This is a genomic window from Vibrio sp. 10N.261.45.E2 (assembly GCF_002875705.1).
Lineage (GTDB): Bacteria > Pseudomonadota > Gammaproteobacteria > Enterobacterales > Vibrionaceae > Vibrio.
In genome coordinates this window covers 1,042-18,326 of record NZ_MCZZ01000139.1, presented here as the reverse complement: position 1 = coordinate 18,326, position 17,285 = coordinate 1,042, and the positions used below count along the sequence as shown (strand labels likewise).

General features: G+C 44.0%; 15 protein-coding genes, 2 pseudogenes and 1 other annotated feature. Of the genes and pseudogenes, 12 read left to right on the top strand and 5 right to left on the bottom strand.

Annotated elements, in window-relative coordinates; all coding sequences use genetic code 11:
- Positions 1-125: 125 nt before the first annotated feature.
- The 4 genes from BCT34_RS16620 to BCT34_RS16605 all read left to right on the top strand — a co-directional run bounded on the left by BCT34_RS16620 (position 126) and on the right by BCT34_RS16605 (position 5,918).
- Positions 126-1,079 (top strand): TIGR01212 family radical SAM protein, encoded by a 954-nt coding sequence (locus BCT34_RS16620; RefSeq protein WP_076654903.1) that lies wholly within the window; start codon positions 126-128, stop codon positions 1,077-1,079.
- Positions 1,080-1,170: 91 nt separating this feature from the next.
- Positions 1,171-2,922 carry a diguanylate cyclase gene (locus tag BCT34_RS16615; protein WP_076654904.1) on the top strand — a complete coding sequence of 584 codons (1,752 nt, stop codon included), beginning with the start codon at positions 1,171-1,173 and terminating at the stop codon, positions 2,920-2,922.
- Between the two features lie 175 nt (positions 2,923-3,097).
- Positions 3,098-5,467 (top strand): aerobic respiration two-component sensor histidine kinase ArcB, encoded by a 2,370-nt coding sequence (gene arcB, locus BCT34_RS16610; RefSeq protein WP_076654905.1) that lies wholly within the window; start codon positions 3,098-3,100, stop codon positions 5,465-5,467.
- A 7-nt stretch (positions 5,468-5,474) separates the two neighbouring features.
- The gene (locus tag BCT34_RS16605) at positions 5,475-5,918 is read left to right on the top strand and encodes a hypothetical protein (protein WP_017059309.1); all 444 of its coding nucleotides are present in this window, start codon (positions 5,475-5,477) and stop codon (positions 5,916-5,918) included.
- A gap of 117 nt (positions 5,919-6,035) precedes the next feature.
- Here BCT34_RS16605 and arcA read toward each other — a convergent pair whose 3' ends face one another.
- Both arcA and BCT34_RS24655 read right to left on the bottom strand, forming a co-directional pair.
- Complete coding sequence (gene arcA, locus BCT34_RS16600; protein ID WP_004741534.1) at positions 6,036-6,752, bottom strand: two-component system response regulator ArcA; 717 nt, start codon at positions 6,750-6,752, stop codon at positions 6,036-6,038.
- A 429-nt stretch (positions 6,753-7,181) separates the two neighbouring features.
- Positions 7,182-7,283: pseudogene (locus BCT34_RS24655) on the bottom strand (ribonuclease activity regulator protein RraA); the annotation flags it as partial.
- Between the two features lie 47 nt (positions 7,284-7,330).
- On the opposite strand from BCT34_RS24655, the gene BCT34_RS16595 reads away from it, so the two are divergent.
- Entirely contained in the window at positions 7,331-7,816 is a 486-nt protein-coding gene (locus BCT34_RS16595) for a putative 4-hydroxy-4-methyl-2-oxoglutarate aldolase (protein WP_076654906.1), read from the top strand.
- Between the two features lie 45 nt (positions 7,817-7,861).
- Here BCT34_RS16595 and BCT34_RS16590 read toward each other — a convergent pair whose 3' ends face one another.
- The gene (locus BCT34_RS16590; RefSeq protein WP_076654907.1) at positions 7,862-8,320 is read right to left on the bottom strand and encodes a ribonuclease regulator; all 459 of its coding nucleotides are present in this window, start codon (positions 8,318-8,320) and stop codon (positions 7,862-7,864) included.
- Between the two features lie 317 nt (positions 8,321-8,637).
- Positions 8,638-8,756, top strand: a sequence feature (Thr leader region).
- Positions 8,757-8,785: 29 nt separating this feature from the next.
- Here BCT34_RS16590 and thrA point away from each other — a divergent pair.
- The 3 genes from thrA to thrC are packed head-to-tail and all read left to right on the top strand — an operon-like array spanning position 8,786 to position 13,499.
- Entirely contained in the window at positions 8,786-11,245 is a 2,460-nt protein-coding gene (gene thrA, locus BCT34_RS16585) for a bifunctional aspartate kinase/homoserine dehydrogenase I (protein ID WP_076654908.1), read from the top strand.
- Between the two features lie 17 nt (positions 11,246-11,262).
- Positions 11,263-12,219, top strand: a complete 957-nt coding sequence (gene thrB, locus BCT34_RS16580) for a homoserine kinase (protein WP_076654910.1) — start codon at positions 11,263-11,265, stop codon at positions 12,217-12,219.
- Positions 12,216-13,499, top strand: coding sequence for a threonine synthase (gene thrC, locus BCT34_RS16575; protein WP_076654909.1), 1,284 nt, complete (start codon positions 12,216-12,218; stop codon positions 13,497-13,499). Before thrB ends, thrC begins: the two co-directional genes overlap by 4 nt.
- Positions 13,500-13,577: 78 nt before the next feature.
- Here thrC and grcA read toward each other — a convergent pair whose 3' ends face one another.
- The gene (gene grcA / locus BCT34_RS16570; protein WP_076653687.1) at positions 13,578-13,955 is read right to left on the bottom strand and encodes an autonomous glycyl radical cofactor GrcA; all 378 of its coding nucleotides are present in this window, start codon (positions 13,953-13,955) and stop codon (positions 13,578-13,580) included.
- Between the two features lie 326 nt (positions 13,956-14,281).
- Here grcA and nfo point away from each other — a divergent pair, with 326 nt between their 5' ends.
- From nfo to BCT34_RS16555, 4 genes are all read left to right on the top strand, one after another.
- Positions 14,282-15,190, top strand: coding sequence for a deoxyribonuclease IV (gene nfo, locus BCT34_RS16565; RefSeq protein WP_076652883.1), 909 nt, complete (start codon positions 14,282-14,284; stop codon positions 15,188-15,190).
- A gap of 108 nt (positions 15,191-15,298) precedes the next feature.
- The gene (locus tag BCT34_RS24760; RefSeq protein ID WP_261383420.1) at positions 15,299-15,421 is read left to right on the top strand and encodes a hypothetical protein; all 123 of its coding nucleotides are present in this window, start codon (positions 15,299-15,301) and stop codon (positions 15,419-15,421) included.
- 179 nt (positions 15,422-15,600) lie between these two features.
- Positions 15,601-16,281, top strand: a complete 681-nt coding sequence (ung, locus tag BCT34_RS16560) for a uracil-DNA glycosylase (RefSeq protein ID WP_076652881.1) — start codon at positions 15,601-15,603, stop codon at positions 16,279-16,281.
- An 86-nt stretch (positions 16,282-16,367) separates the two neighbouring features.
- Positions 16,368-16,919, top strand: coding sequence for a hemerythrin domain-containing protein (locus BCT34_RS16555; RefSeq protein WP_076652878.1), 552 nt, complete (start codon positions 16,368-16,370; stop codon positions 16,917-16,919).
- A 171-nt stretch (positions 16,920-17,090) separates the two neighbouring features.
- Here the strand turns inward: BCT34_RS16555 and BCT34_RS16550 are convergent.
- Positions 17,091-17,285, bottom strand: a pseudogene (locus BCT34_RS16550) (IS4 family transposase); the annotation flags it as partial.

The following is a 17,285-nucleotide window of genomic DNA, read 5'->3' as shown; positions in this document are numbered from 1 at the left end:
ATTGATATTTGTTAGGTTGATCGCAAAAAGCCTTGAGTAAACTAATTGGTCGAATTTTGCAGGGATGTAATTTTTTTTCAAAAAAGACTGATATTCATTCTTATTTACTTGAGTGCTTTGAAAATATGCAATTACACGAGTTGGTTAATACTATCGGCCAAGATCTTCAACGCCGTTATGGCGAGAAGGTTCATAAGCTGACGCTTCATGGTGGTTTCAGCTGCCCAAACCGAGACGGAACCATTGGCCGCGGAGGCTGCACTTTTTGTAACGTGGCTTCTTTTGCTGATGAACAAACTCAAATTCAAAGTATTGCTGATCAGCTAAAAGATCGTGCGGGTGAGATTGCTCGTGCCAAGAAGTATCTGGCTTATTTTCAGGCGTACACCAGCACTTATGCTGAGGTGCAAGTGCTCAAGAATATGTATGAAGAGGCTCTTAAAGCACCCGGTGCAGAGATCGTCGGTCTTTGTGTTGGCACGAGACCTGATTGTGTACCTGATGCGGTATTAGATCTGTTAGCGGGTTACGTTAAACAAGGTTACGAAATTTGGCTCGAGCTCGGCCTACAAACCGCCAATGATAAAACACTCAAGCGAATTAACCGTGGACACGATTTTGCGGTGTATGAAACGATCACCCAACGCGCACGCGCTTTAGGCATCAAAGTGTGTACCCACCTTATTGTTGGTCTACCAAAAGAGACCAAAGCGGATAACCTTGAAACCTTAGACAAGGTATTAGCGGTTGGCACCGATGGTATTAAGCTTCATGGCCTTCATATCGTAGAGGGCAGTACCATGGCTAAGGCATGGAAAGCCGGCAAGCTAGAAGCGCCAAGCCTTGAAGAGTACATTGATATCGCGAGTGAGATCATTCAACGCACGCCTGTGGACGTGGTTTATCACCGTGTTTCTTCAGCGGCGAGACGCCCAACATTACTCTCTCCTTTGTGGTGTGAGAACCGCTGGTTAGCGATGACAGAGATAGGTCGTTCGCTCGATAAAACTGGCGCTCAAGGCATCAAAACTGGCTCTGCATTCGAGTACACATTACCTGTTTTAAACGCGACCAATTAATAGAAATGGGTGACTGTAGGTAACAGCAGATAAAACCAACAAATAGTGGTAACATTTCCCTCACAGATTTTATGGTATAGATTGAGAATAAATGGAACTGGTAATGACTTGGTTGTGGGACAGGGCGTATGGCTACGGTATTTATATCGTTGTTGTATTGCTGATTGTTCTCATCTGCTGGCATCTCTATTCCCGTTATCAGTCGCATATCGAAACGCTTCTACTTGCTACTCCATCGCCACTCTACTTTGTTGATGTTCGAAGTGGCGAAATACTCTATGCCAATCGCCAAGCCATGCAGTTGCTTGGTATCCGCCAAATCGGCGCTAATTTTCGCTTCCCTACTGTTGAAAGCGAGAACAGCTTTCGTCACTACTTAACCAATCACATTAATTCTCGAGCCTTCGAGCAAGTCTCCCTGTGGGCGCTTTCCGAATTTGAGTCGTTTAAGATCAATCTAGTCGGTCGTAAGATCCATTTTAGAAATAAGAAAGTATGGATGATTCATGCTGCGCCTTATAAGAACACCAATGAAGAACTGTCCCAAGAAGTTCGAGAATTGAATGTTGCTCGTACCGCTTTGGATTCTTTGTCTGAGCTGATTTATGTGAAAGATCAAAAGGGCGAGTTAGTCGCGAGCAATCGCTCGTTCAAAAAGTTTTGGAACGGTCGCCCAGAAGAGGGCACCTTGAGTGTTTCTGGTGGCGCATTGAAAGGCCGTGTTAGTGAACGTTCGTGGACAACCGACCAAGATGGTAAAAGCTGTCTGCTTGAAACCTACCAAAGTGTTCTGCTTTCTCAAGATGGGGAAAATATAGGGATGCTTTCTATTAGCCACGATGTGACCGATTGGCACGATATGCAGCAAAAACTGCGTGGTGAAATGGAGAAGCGTAAAGATACCGAAGTTGCGCTTGCGCAGCGTGACACTATCTTGCAAAACATCTTGGAAGCCAGCCCAGACTCGATTGGTATCTTCAATGAGAATATGGTTTACCAAGCGTGTAATAAGCCATTTGTGGCGGCGCTTGGTATTTCTGAAGTCAGTGACCTAGTGGGTAAGCGTCTGCAAGATGTAGTACCTAATACTATATATATGCGTATCTCAGACACCGATCAACAAGTGCTTCATCATGGCAAATCGTTACGCTATATCGACAAAGTCACCTCCAGTGATGGTGAATACACTTGGTATGATGTTGTGAAGTCACCGTTTCGAGATCCAGCATCAAGCACCAATGGCGTGTTGATCATGGCGCGTGATATCACGGAACGTTATCTTGCAGAGCAGAAACTAGAAGAAGCCAACCTTGAGCTTGAACGCCTCAGCTTTATGGATAGCCTGACTCAGGTTTCTAACCGACGCCGTTTCGATGAGCAGCTTTCAACACTGTGGCATTACCATGTGCGTGAGAAGCTACCACTGACGATCATGCTGTGTGATATCGACTTCTTTAAAGGCTACAACGATTTTTACGGACACCAACAAGGTGATGATGCTTTGATTCAGGTTTCACAGGCATTTAAACAGGTGTTGAATCGTTCATCTGATTGTGTGGCTCGCTATGGTGGCGAGGAGTTCGGCTTTATTCTGCCAAACACAACAACTGAAGGTGCGCAGCTGGTGGCTCAGCGCATCCATGATGAAGTGCTTAAATTGGAGTTAGCTCATGAGAAGTCGACGGTCTCTGAATTCATCACTGTGAGTATTGGTATCATTTCTTACATTCCGACACCTGATGATGAGATGGAGTCGGCTGTTGCCTTGGCTGATAGTGCGCTGTATCAAGCGAAATCTGATGGTCGCAACCGTTCAATGGTGCATCCATACTCAATTCGCTAGTCCGATAAAACCGGTGACTTACTCACCCTCGTCGGTTTTGACTTGTTCGGCATTTGTATTAATGGGGTTAACCTTCGATATTGCCGCTGATCTCTTGCTGCGTGTGATGTAGCTAGCTTACCTCCTATCTTCAAACAAGGTAGAATGTTGCTAGTCTTATCGCATGGAGCGCTAAATGAAACCCATGAAAAATCTTGCTCAGTATTACGTGGATCTACTCGTAAAACTGGGGATTGTCCGCTTTTCTATCTTACTCGCCCTAGCGCTTGTTGCCCTCGCTGTTGTTGTGCAAGTCGGTATCACCCTCGCACTCAAAGGGAATGTTGATGACATCGACATTGTCCGTTCAGTTTTCTTCGGTTTAGTGATCACGCCTTGGGCGGTTTACTTTCTGTCAGTGGTCGTGGATCAGCTGGAGGAATCACGTCAAAGGTTAGCGAAATTGGTCTCTAAACTTGGCGACATGCGTGAGCGAGACCAAGAACTCAACAATAAAATGCAGCTCAATATCGAGAAGCTTAATCAAGAAATTGAAGAGCGTGAGAAGGCGGAAGAAGCACGCGCTGAGGCGATGCATGATCTCGAAAACGAAGTCTTTCAGCGTGAACGTACTCAGCTTGAACTAGCTGAGCGTACTGCATTGTTACGCTCCTTTATCGATGCCTCGCCTGACCTTATTTACTACCGTAATGAAGATGGTGTGTTCTCTGGTTGTAACCGTGCGGTTGAAGAGCTCACCGGCAAAACAGAAAAAGAGCTGGTTGGTTTAACGCCTTGGGATGTTTACAGCAAAGAGGTCGCTCAACAAGTTGTTGAAACCGATAAGAAAGTATTTGCCGACAACCAAGCGTTGACCTATGACCAATGGCTTGAATACCCAGATGGCCGTAAGAGTTACTTCGAACTGCGTAAAGTGCCTTTTTACAGTAAAGATGGCCGCCACTTAGGCTTAGTAGGTTTCGGTCGCGATATCACCGAGCGTAAAGAGCATCAAGAGTCACTTGAGAAAGCCAGTCGCGATAAGACTACTTTTATCTCAACGATCAGTCATGAACTCAGAACCCCGCTTAACGGCATCATTGGTTTGAGCCGCATGTTGCTGGATAGCCAGTTGACCACTGAACAACGTAAGCAGATGCAAACCATCAAGGTGAGCGCGGTGACATTGGGTAATATCTTTAACGATATTATCGACATGGATAAGTTCGACCGTCGTAAACTTGAGCTATTCCCAACGCCTATCAACTTTGAAGATTTCGTTGTCGAGATCGAAAGTATCTCTGCATTAATGGCAGAGCAGAAAGGATTGAGATTCGATCTAGAAAGATTGTCAGATCTTCCTGCTTCTGTTGAGGTCGATGGCACTCGTCTTAGACAGGTACTATGGAACCTTGTTAGTAACGCGATGAAGTTCACCAAAGATGGTGGCGTAGTAATGACAGTCAGCGCCGACATTGAAGGCGACTTTGCCAACATTACGATGGAAGTCGAAGATACCGGTATCGGTATCCCTGAAAGTGAAATCGAAAAGATATTCGCGATGTACTATCAGGTGAAGTCGGGAACGGACAACTTGCACGCTGTTGGTACCGGAATTGGTCTTGCTGTTTCTCAACAGCTGATCAATATGATGGATGGCTATATTGAAGTCACCAGTGAAGAGGGCTTTGGTAGTACCTTTACGGTTTCGATTCGTGTGCCTGTGAATCACGATACTCAAGCACTGATCAAAACGCCAAGAAAGCAGTCGAACCTTAAGATCTTCATGGTCGAAGACATTGAACTGAATATTACAGTAGCTCGCTCTCTGCTAGAAAGCCTTGGCCATGAAGTGACAGTAGTGATGACGGGTAAAGAGGCGCAAATCGCTTTCAATCCTGAAGACTATTACTTGGTATTATTGGATATCCAACTGCCAGACATGACAGGTTTCGATATTGCTCAATACTACCGTGAGAAATACAGCCAGCTACCGCCTTTAGTCGCATTAACTGCGAACGTATTAAGCAACAAGCAAGAGTATTTCCAGAAAGGTATGGACGAAGCGATCAGTAAACCGCTATCAGTTCGGGCTATCCAAGATGTAATCAGTGAACTTATCGAAGATGCACCAAAGGTTATTGAGAAATCTGCAGGTACAGAGAAGGTTGAGATCATTGATAAAGTTGACGCGAGCAAGCCAGTTATTTCAGCGATTGATACCACATTGCTTGATATTGATATGCTAGAGTCTTATGTTGATATTGTTGGACCAAAACCGGTTTTGGATAGCATCGTGATGTTTGAAGATATGATGCCGGAGTATATGGAAATATTGAACTCCAACATGATTGCGAAAGATAAAGCCAGCATTGTTTCTGAGGCACATAAGATTAAAGGTGCAGCAGGTTCCATTGGCCTGAAACGCATCCAGCAAGTTGCTCAGAAAGCTCAATCTCCAGATCTGCCTGCGTGGTGGGAGAACATTTCAGATTGGGTTGATGAAATAAATAACGAATACCAGAATGATATTGAAGTCTTAAAGAGTTGGTTAAATCAAAGGTAGAAGAATAATGAAAAAATTAGCATTCGCCGCATGTGTAGTGGCATTAGCGGGTTGTTCTGCGCCACAAGTAGAATGGCAGCAAGATAATCAAGTAGAAGTATCTGCAGCAACAGTCACAATGAAAAGCAACCTTTGGCACAACAAGATGCCAACGATTGGAGAGACTCAAGATAAGACACTGCATGGTTCAATCTACCTAGAGTCAGACTCACAACTACCAGCAACGCTTGCGGTTGAGAGTGTTACGGTTAAACAGGGGGCAGATACCTTGTTGGTAACGGCGGATGATCTTGATTTAAGAACACACAGTGAAACTCAGTGGGAAGTCGCGTTTGTATGGCAACTAGAGATCGATAGCGACAAACCTGTTGATGTAGCGGTTGAACTGAAAGATGGCGAGACCGTGAAGTGGCTGGTGGAAAAGGACGTTAAGGTCGATACGGTTTATTAAACCTCACTTAATCCAGAACAATAAATAAGGGAGAATGCGTTGGCATTCTCCCTTTTTCATAACTATTGATTTCGCTTCGGTTGTTAGCAGTACTGAACAGTCAGAAGCTTAATCAAATTAGTCTTCTAGGTCACCACAAAAGCGGTAGCCTTCACCGTGAATCGTTGCGATGATTTCTGGTGTACCAGAAACAGATTCAAAGTGCTTACGAATACGACGGATTGTTACGTCTACAGTACGATCGTGCGGCTTAAGCTCACGGCCTGTCATCTTTTTAAGAAGGTCTGCACGTGTTTGGATCTTACCTGGGTTCTCACAGAAGTGAAGTAGAGCACGGAACTCTGAACGAGGTAGCTTGTAACCTTCGCCATCTGGGCTAACCAGAGAACGACTGTTGATATCTAGTACCCAACCGTTGAACTCGTACTTCTCAACGCTACGTTTTTCTTCTTGAACAGAGCTTGTGCTCATTGAACGGTTAAGAAGGTTACGTGCACGGATAGTCAGTTCACGAGGGTTGAAAGGCTTAGTGATGTAGTCATCAGCGCCGATCTCTAGGCCAAGGATCTTATCAACTTCATTATCACGACCAGTTAAGAACATAAGCGCTACGTTTGCTTGCTCACGTAGTTCACGCGCAAGTAGTAGGCCATTCTTACCTGGAAGGTTGATGTCCATAATTACAAGGTTAACTTGGTTGTCAGATAGCACTTGGTGCATCTCTTCACCGTCGCTAGCCTCAAAAACAGCATATCCCTCTGCTTCAAAAATACTCTTTAGAGTGTTACGAGTTACTTGCTCATCTTCAACGATCAGAATCTGCGGGGTTTGCATTTGGCGGTACCTAAATTTGTGACGAAACTGTGCTAATAGAATAAATTCTAGGCAAAAACATAACATACAGGTAATGTATTTTTGATGATAACTTAAAGTTTTCAAAAAAACACTTACTTCCAGCTATCTGCCTTCCTTGAAGTATTGCCCAATAACGTAGATCCAGTACGCCTTTCAATCATTCTTTTAGTGATTGGAACGGATTCTATAATGTTAACAGCATGCTAACAACGCGAGAATGTTAATTCCATTCACTTTGTTGATTTACATCAATTGCCGTATCGCAACAAACTTTAATAGTATGGCTACAACTTAACCAATGTTATGGTGACTATTTAGCACCAAAACAAGAATGATTATTCGAGATGTCTCTCACATCTTGCCTGCTAAAGACCGGATTATGAACCAAGGAAGCTGAAAGCTGTCCTAAGAGTCTAGTAGATAAATATGTTCAATCAACTTTTATTGAGTAATAAATTGAGCATAGAACAATGAAAACAAAGGATTAATTTTAATAACATATAAAAGCATAGAGGCTAGCCTGACTGAACAGGTCACGTCTTACTCACGGAGGATATATGCACGATATAACACCCGACTTGTGTGATGAGTTTGAAAGCAAAGTCACCTTACTGAACATGCCACTGCAAAACTTCGGTCAACGTGGTGCGTTCTTTGGGAAAATTGTAACAGTTCGTTGTTATCACGATAATTCCAAGGTTCGCGAGGTTTTGGAGACCGATGGTACTGGCAAAGTGCTTGTTGTTGACGGAAATGGCTCATGTCAGAAGGCGCTGCTTGGCGATCAACTTGCTATTCTCGCGATAGAAAATGGTTGGGAAGGCGTTATTGTGAACGGTGCAGTGCGTGATGTTGGCATGATGTCGCAAATGGACTTGGGCGTTCAGGCGCTGGGTGCATCACCATTCAAAACAGAGAAGCGCGGTGTAGGCCAAGTGAATGTTACGCTATCGATACACAACCAACTGATTCAACCTGGTGACTATATTTATGCTGATTGGAATGGCGTGTTAATTTCGTCGGAGTTGTTGATTGAATCATAACGGTGATTTGATTCGCAATGGTTCATTAGTAATAAGCTTATTGGATTAAAAGCGAAACCCTAATCCCACTTCAACACCTTGCTGCCACTCTTCATAATCAAGGGTGGCATGCAAATCTAGATTATCTGTCAGTTGTACTCGGCTGGAAACTTCTGCGGCCACTGACTGCTCATTGTCTTCGGTCTCATCTTTATAGGTGTGCAAAGAACTGTTGAAAGAGACTCTTTCTGAGAACTGATAACTGACACCACTCAAGAATCCACTTTCTTGTTTCAGAGCGGCGCTATTGATACGTGTACCGACATAAAGATCTACATCCGCAAACAAGCTATATGAATAACCACTGTCTATTTTCCAAGTATCGAAACTTTCACTCGATGCATTTTGTGTAGAGATAAAGAATTTATGAGCAGAGCGATCTATTTGAGAGGGAAGTAGAGGCAAACTGTTCGCTGAACAAACAACAGGCATAGCAAAAGCCAAAAGAATAAGTAATCTCTTCATTTCCCACTCCTGATGTCATTATTATTGTTCTTTGAATATTATCGTTCAATTAAAGCACAGAAATTGTGTGTTCGCTGCACAATCGATATAGCATTTTGTTATGACTATATATGCAACTGATTACCGTTGATTGTTCAACAAGTAAATCCTGTATTTGAATTTAAGGTTTATACAGGGTGTTTTATCCCTTAAATGACGGTTTGCTCTGAAAAACGGTGCGAATGTAAAAAAAACGCAACTTTTCATTGACGTCTAGTGGTAAAAATTGATACACGTAGAGTAAAGCACAAGCAGAGAATTTGAAATGCAGCACGTAAGCCACCTAGTAATGACCACAACCATTATTATTACCGACATTAACATTGTTGGGGCAGGCTGCTAAGTAACGGATTTTAAAAAAAAGGCCTGTATCCAACAAGATACAGGCCTTTTTTTGTACCATTTTTATGACTTATGGAGAAAGGGATGCGCGTTTTAAAGTTTGGAGGTTCATCATTAGCTGATGCAGATCGTTTTTTACGAGCGGCTGATATCATCGCTAATAATGCCCAGCAAGAAGAGCTAGCCGTTGTACTATCGGCTCCAGGAAAAACAACCAATAAGTTGGTCGCTGTTATCGAAGCTGCACTGAAAAATGGTGAAGCAGATGCACAGATTACAGAGATCGAATCCTCATTCGCGACACTGTTTGCAGATATTCAAGCCGTTGTACCTTCTATTGATGGTGCTGCGTTCCAAGAGCAGGTCGATACCTCTCTTGCTCAGCTAAAACAGTTTGTAAACGGTATTAACCTATTGGGCATGTGCCCGAACCATGTTAATGCTCGCATCATAAGTAAAGGTGAGCGAATCTCAATTCAGTTGATGAAAGCGGTACTTGAAGCGAAAGGCCAGCCAGCCAGCCTGATTGACCCAGTTCAATACCTATATGCTAAAGGGGATCACCTTGAAGCTATGGTCGATGTGGATGTTTCAACTCAGAACTTCCGTCAATCGCCACTTCCTAAAGGTCACGTAAACATCATGCCGGGCTTCACTGCTGGTAATGATAAAGGCGAGTTAGTAACACTTGGTCGTAATGGCTCTGACTACTCAGCGGCAGTTCTAGCGGCATGTCTACGTGCTGATTGCTGTGAAATCTGGACTGATGTAGACGGCGTTTACAACTGTGACCCGCGTTTGGTTGATGATGCTCGTCTTCTTAAGTCATTAAGCTACCAAGAAGCGATGGAGCTTTCTTACTTCGGTGCTTCGGTTCTACACCCGAAGACTATCGCACCTATCGCGCAATTCCATATTCCTTGTCTAATCAAAAACAGCTTTAACCCACAGGGTGCAGGTACTTTGATTGGCCAAGACACTGGCGAAGATAACCTAGCAATTAAAGGTATTACTACGCTAAGCGACCTAACAATGGTTAACGTATCAGGCCCTGGTATGAAAGGCATGGTAGGCATGGCAAGCCGCGTATTCGGCGCGATGTCTTCTGCTGGTGTTTCTATTGTCCTTATTACTCAATCTTCTTCTGAGTACAGCATCAGCTTTTGTATTGAGTCAGCTGACAAAGTGAAAGCGAAGCAAGTGCTATCAGAAGCGTTTGAACTTGAACTTAAAGATGGCCTGTTAGAACCGGTTGAGTTTCTGGATGACGTTGCTATCGTGACGCTGGTGGGTGACGGTATGCGTACTTCACGTGGCGTAGCATCTCAGTTCTTCTCTTCTTTAGCAGAAGTGAACGTTAACATTGTGGCGATTGCACAAGGTTCATCTGAGCGCGCTATCTCTGCGGTTATCCCTGAAGATAAAATTTCAGAAGCAATCAAAGCGTGTCACGAAAACCTATTCAACTCTAAGCACTTCCTAGACGTATTCGTTGTGGGTGTCGGCGGTGTTGGTGGCGAGCTTGTTGACCAGATCCAACGTCAGCAAGGCAAACTGGCTGAAAAAGGCATCGTGATTCGTGTATGTGGTTTAGCAAACAGCAAAGGTTTATTGCTAGACAGCGATGGTCTACCACTAGAACAGTGGCGCGATCGCATGTCGAGCGCGACAGAAGAGTTCAGCCTAGCGCGTTTAGCGGCTCTGGTTCAGCGTAACCACATCATCAACCCAGTATTGGTTGATTGTACGTCTAGCGAAGGTATTGCGGCGCAGTACGCTGATTTCCTTGCGGCTGGTTTCCACGTTGTAACACCAAACAAAAAAGCCAACACAGCAAGCATGGCTTACTACCATCAGCTGCGTGAAGTTGCACGTAACTCTCGTCGTAAGCTGATGTACGAAACAACCGTAGGCGCAGGTCTACCGGTAATCGAAAACTTACAAAACCTAATCTCTGCCGGTGATGAACTTGAGAAATTCAACGGTATTCTGTCTGGTTCTCTTTCTTACATCTTCGGCAAGCTTGATGAAGGTATGACTCTGAGTCAAGCAACTAACATCGCTAAAGACAACGGCTTCACTGAACCGGATCCTCGTGATGACCTATCAGGTATGGATGTGGCGCGTAAGCTGCTTATTCTTGCTCGTGAAGCAGGTATGGCACTTGAACTTGAAGATGTTGAAGTAGACCAAGCTCTACCGCCAGGTTTTGATGATTCGGGTACGGTTGAAGAGTTCATGGCTCGCTTACCAGAAGCGGATGCTTACTTCAAAGAGCAGTCAGCTATCGCTGCAGAAGAAGGCAAAGTACTTCGTTATGTGGGTGAAATCGCTGAAGGTAAGTGCAAGGTTCGCATCGCAGCTGTTGATGGCGATGACCCAATGTTCAAGATTAAAGATGGCGAGAACGCATTAGCATTCTACAGCCGTTACTACCAACCAATCCCTTTAGTACTACGTGGCTACGGCGCGGGTACTGAAGTAACAGCAGCTGGCGTATTCTCTGATGTGATGCGTACTCTTGGTTGGAAATTAGGAGTTTAGGAATGAGTTCAAGTGATATGGATGTTGTCGTTTATGCTCCTGCATCAATCGGTAATGTCAGTGTAGGGTTTGATGTTCTGGGGGCTGCTGTGTCTCCAGTGGATGGCACGCTGCTGGGTGACCGAGTTATGGTTAAAGCAGGTGATGAACCATTCTCATTGAAAACGGCAGGCAGCTTTGTTTCTAAGCTGCCAACTGAAGCCAAAGAAAACATCGTCTACGACTGTTGGATGGTGTTCTCTAGAGAGCTAGATAAGAAAGGAGTTGCGCTTAAGCCACTGGAAATGACGCTAGAAAAGAACATGCCTATCGGTTCCGGTTTGGGTTCTAGTGCATGTTCAATTGTCGCGGCACTGGATGCGCTAAACCGTTTTCACGGTCAGCCACTGAATGAAACTGAGCTGCTTGCCTTGATGGGTGAAATGGAAGGCAAGATTTCAGGTGGTATTCACTATGATAACGTTGCTCCATGTTACCTTGGTGGTGTACAACTTATGCTTGAAGAGTTAGGCATTATTAGCCAAGAAGTGCCGTGTTTTGATGACTGGTACTGGGTAATGGCTTATCCGGGGATTAAGGTTTCAACGGCGGAAGCAAGAGAGATCTTACCATCTCAGTATCGTCGTCAGGATATCATTGCTCACGGTCGCCACTTAGCGGGCTTTATCCACGCGTGTCATTCAGGTCAACCTGAACTGGCTGCGAAGATGATCAAAGACGTGATCGCTGAACCATATCGTGAGAAACTGCTTCCAGGGTTTGCTGATGCTCGTAAATACGCGCTGTCAGCTGGGGCATTGGCTACTGGTATTTCAGGTAGTGGTCCAACTCTATTTAGCATTTGCAAAGAACAAGATGTCGCCGAGCGTGTTGCACGCTGGTTAGAACAAAATTACGTACAAAATGAAGAAGGATTCGTTCACGTTTGTCGCCTAGATAAGCAGGGTTCGATCGTTACAGGAAGTGAGTTATGAAACTGTACAACATCAAAGAAAATGATGAACAAGTCTCTTTTGGCCAAGCCGTTCGTCAAGGCTTAGGCCGTAATCAAGGTCTATTTTTCCCGTCTGAACTGCCAAAGTTTGATGATATCGATGCGCTGCTAGCAGAGGACTTTGTCCCTCGTAGCTCAAAGATCTTGTCGGCACTTATCGGTGATGAACTATCAAAAGAACAGATCGACCAAATGGTGGATGCAGCGTTCCAATTCCCTGCGCCAATCAACCAAGTTAAAGACGGTGTTTACGCACTTGAGCTTTTCCACGGTCCAACACTGGCATTTAAAGATTTCGGTGGCCGTTTTATGGCTCAGTCTTTAGCCGCTGTTTCTGATGGTGGTCAAATTACTATCTTAACGGCAACATCAGGTGATACTGGTGCAGCGGTTGCCCATGCTTTCTACGGCATGGAAGACATCAACGTTGTGATTCTTTACCCGAAAGGCAAGATCAGCCCGCTGCAAGAGAAGTTGTTCTGTACGCTTGGTAAGAACATTCACACTGTGGCGATTGATGGCGATTTTGATGCGTGTCAGGCTCTGGTTAAAGACTCATTTGATGACGCTGAACTGCGTAAAGAGATTGGTCTTAACTCAGCAAACTCTATCAACATCAGTCGTTTAATGGCTCAGATCTGTTACTACTTTGAGGCGGCTTCTCAGTTAACTAAAGAACAGCGTGAAAACCTGGTTATCTCTGTACCAAGTGGTAACTTTGGTAACCTAACGGCTGGTCTATTGGCTAAAGCTTTAGGCTTGCCTGTTAAGCGTTTCATTGCAGCAACCAACGAAAATGACACGGTGCCTCGTTACCTAGAAACAGGCCAATGGGATCCAAAACCGACCGTTGCGACAACATCAAATGCGATGGACGTAAGCCAACCAAACAACTGGCCTCGTATCGAAGAGCTGTGCCAACTGAAAGGTTGGGGCTTAGATACACTAGGCAAAGGTAAGGTTTCTGATGAGCAGAGCGCTGAGTCAGTTCGCGACCTGAAAGCACAAGGTTACTTATGTGAACCACATGGTGCGATTGCTTACCGTCTATTGGAAGAGCAACTGCAAGAGAACGAAACTGGCTTGTTCTTGTGTACAGCGCACCCAGCAAAATTCAAAGAAGTGGTTGATGACATCCTAGGTTCTGATATTGAATTGCCTGGTCCGTTAGCAAAACACGCGGCGATGGAGCTGTTGTCTGAAGATCTTGATAACGATTTTGAAGCGCTAAAAGCAGTGCTGCGTCGAGTTCAACCATAACGAACATCTGCATGTTGAACAAATAAAAACGGCGCTCAATGAGCGCCGTTTTTGTATTCTAATTCAAGCTCTAAAAAATTATAGAGACTCAGTGAACGTACGTGCGATAACGTCACGTTGTTGTTCAGTCGTTAGAGAGTTGAAACGTACAGCGTAACCCGATACACGGATAGTTAGCTGTGGGTAGTTCTCTGGGTGAGCAACTGCATCTTCTAGCGTTTCACGCTTAAGAACGTTAACGTTTAGGTGTTGACCACCTTCGATGCGTGGTGCTGCTTCGATTGCAACTTCACGGCTTTCGTACTCGCCTAGGTCTGCAGCTGAGATAACTTGGTCAGCTTCGAAACCTGCAGTAGCAACAACACAACGAGCTTCGTTCTTCTCGTTATCTAGTAGCCAGATTGAGTTTAGTAGGTCATCGTTTGCTGCTTTAGTAATTTGAATACCTTGGATCATAACTATCTCCTAGTCCACTGAATGTGGTTTGATTATGGTGTTAACTTTCGATTTTTATTGAGCTGGGTAATATATACCTAATAAGAGTAAGGTTAACATTGATTTAAGTCAAAAAACAACCAAAAACCATATTTTTACAAAGGTGATTATATTGAGGTAAATCAATAAAACCTTTGAAAACAAAGTAATTACAAAATATTTTAAAGTATAAAAAATATTTAACAGTCGTATTTGTTGTAAGTTTATTACATTTATTGTGTTTTTATTGACCTGCAACCGATACGACCCTTTATTTATTAAGCATTCTGAAAGTGTAAAGTGATTTAATGACAAACAATAATTCATCCTCAAAACCGGAAACAAATATTAAGTTTATTGGCGCTCATGTGTCGGCTGCCGGTGGTGTCGATCAGGCGCCTATGCGTGCTCGTGAAATCGGTGCCAATGCGTTCGCACTGTTTACCAAGAACCAGAGACAATGGGCGGCAAAACCGCTAGAAGCGAAAACCATCAGTGCCTTTAAAGCTAATTGCAAAATGCTGGGTTTTTCTGCAGAGCATATTCTTCCTCATGACTCCTACCTTATTAACTTAGGTGCGCCTGAAGAAGAGAAGTTAGAGAAGTCACGCGCGGCTTTTATTGATGAAATGGAGCGTTGCAATCAACTTGGCTTAACGCTTTTGAATTTTCATCCTGGGAGTCATTTAAAGAAAATCTCAGAAAGCGAATGTTTGGCGAAGATCGCTGAGTCGATCAATCTCGCTCATCAAGCAGTACCAGATGTGATTGCGGTCATCGAGAATACGTCTGGTCAGGGCACTAACCTTGGGTGGAAGTTTGAGCACCTAGCCGAAATTATCGACCAAGTAGAAGATAAATCACGTGTTGGTGTGTGTTTAGACACTTGCCATACCTTTACTGCTGGCTACGACTTACGTACAAAAGAGGCGTGTGAACATACGTTTGCAGAGTTTGACCGCATTGTGGGCATGCACTATCTACGAGCAATGCACATCAATGATTCAAAAGCGGAGTTCGCGAGTCGTGTCGATCGACACCATTCTTTAGGAAAAGGCGAAATTGGCTGGGATTGTTTTGAGTATATTGCTTCGGATTCTCGCTTTAATGGTATCCCTCTTATTTTAGAAACCATTGATTCGACAATCTGGAAAGAGGAAATTCAACAACTTAGAATGTTTCATCGCTCAGCAACGGAAGTGAGTGAAGATGCGTAATATATAGAGGGAAAAATTAATTTCCTTCTATTCCTAAAATTGGCATCTTTCTTTCATAGTGTTTAGTTGAATATGTAGTTCACTGTAATAATAGAGGAGGGTGCCATTATGTATTCTATAACTTATACCCCAAGTGCTTCTTCAACAGTCCATGCTGCAGCGCGTCTGCCAGCACCGAACCGTCACATCCATAGTCATGGTCACCATCGTACTCCCCAGAAGAGTGGCTAATCGAGATAAACTTAAATTGAACCTTTTAATATGATTCACCCACAAGCGAACCCTACACATCATGTTTATTGATAGCTGTATGAGGTATAACTAGAGCCTTATTTAGGCCAGTTTGCCGATACAGCTATTTTTTTGTCTGACGAAAGGCCCTAGAAAACTTAATGATTGGGAAGTAAACGATGAGCGCACCAAAGACTTGGGAATCCATTATTAACGATGAACGTGAGAAAGAGTACTTTCAGAGTGTCCTTGCGTTTGTCGAACAGCAGCGTAGTAGTGGCAAAACCGTATACCCACCACAAGATCAGGTGTTCAGTGCTTTTGATATGACGCCTTTCGAGTCCGTGCGAGTGGTTATCTTAGGGCAAGATCCTTACCACGGTGCCAGCCAAGCTCATGGCTTAGCATTCTCAGTGCTTCCTGGCGTGAAAATCCCACCTTCTCTACGCAACATGTACAAAGAGCTTGCACAAGATATAGAGGGCTTTGAGATCCCGACTCATGGTTACCTTGATTCTTGGGCATCACAAGGGGTGTTGATGTTGAACACTGTCCTTACTGTAGAAGAGGCAAAAGCACACTCACATGCTAAGTGTGGCTGGGAAGCTTTTACCGATGCCATTATTGCTGAGCTCAACCAGCGCTCTGAACCTATCATCTTTTTATTGTGGGGTGCTCATGCCCAGAAGAAGGGACAAGCGATTGATGCAGGTAAGCACTATGTGTTGGTTGCACCTCACCCATCGCCATTATCGGCGCGTCGTGGTTTTTTCGGTTGTCAGCACTTCTCCATAACCAACAAGCTACTTTCTTCTATGGATCAACAACCTATTGACTGGCGTTTACCAGCGGAAGTATAGGTTGGTGGTTTTCTGAGCAGGGTCAAATCATAAATCAGCATATTCGTATACACTTATAAACAGTAGGTGTAATGGAGTGCAATACTATGATGATTGAAAGGATAAGACGAGAGCATGGCTATATGGCTCGTTTACTCGCGATACTCAACAGTAAGTTAGAGTTTCTGAAACAGGAGCGAGAAATAAACTATAGCCTGATCGCAGAGGTGGTTCATTACCTGATGAACCATTCAGACAAAGTGCATCACCCTAAAGAAGACGTCATCTATCGCTACTACCTTAAGCAATATGGCAGCGAGCAAGCGATTGAAGACTTGGAACTAGAGCATCAATTGCTTTCTGAGAAAACGGCAGACTTTCTAGGTTTGCTTGATATGATTCTTCAAGATGCGGTGGTTCCTCAACAAGTTTTCATTGAGCAGCTTGAAGCCTTTGTTAAAGCTCAGCGAAAACACATGGAATATGAAGAGAAGCATGTGTTACCAATGATTATTGAGGCGTTCACAGTGAAAGATTGGCAAGAAGTCGAGTCTCAATGGCTGCAACCTGAAGATGACCCTGTCTTTGGAGAGACCATTGCCGATCAATATCGCCAACTCGCGGCTCGCGTTCGACAAAATGAACAAGAGTGCGTTTAGGTCATATTAAGATTGATTTACGCCTATTTCGAAATGCCTTCTATATAAGAGGCGAGTGTTTGAGATTCCCTCTATATTAAGTGGTTGGTTCTTAATTCGGCGCTTTGAACTGTGCGATAGTCTAGACAATAAAAAAGGCACCTTTAATAGGTAATGCCGTTCGGATAAGCATTACTGCTTGAACCTAAACGGATATTTGGCTGGAACAAAGAGGACTGAACGTGGAAACGTTCGGTCCTTTCTTTTATCTGGAAGAATGAAGTGACTTAAACTTTCTCTCATCCTTTTCAGTTTTACAGGTAGAGTTCCGTCTGGACTTAAAGCTAACCAACGTAATTGCGCATCAATAAGGTTAATTGCAGCAGT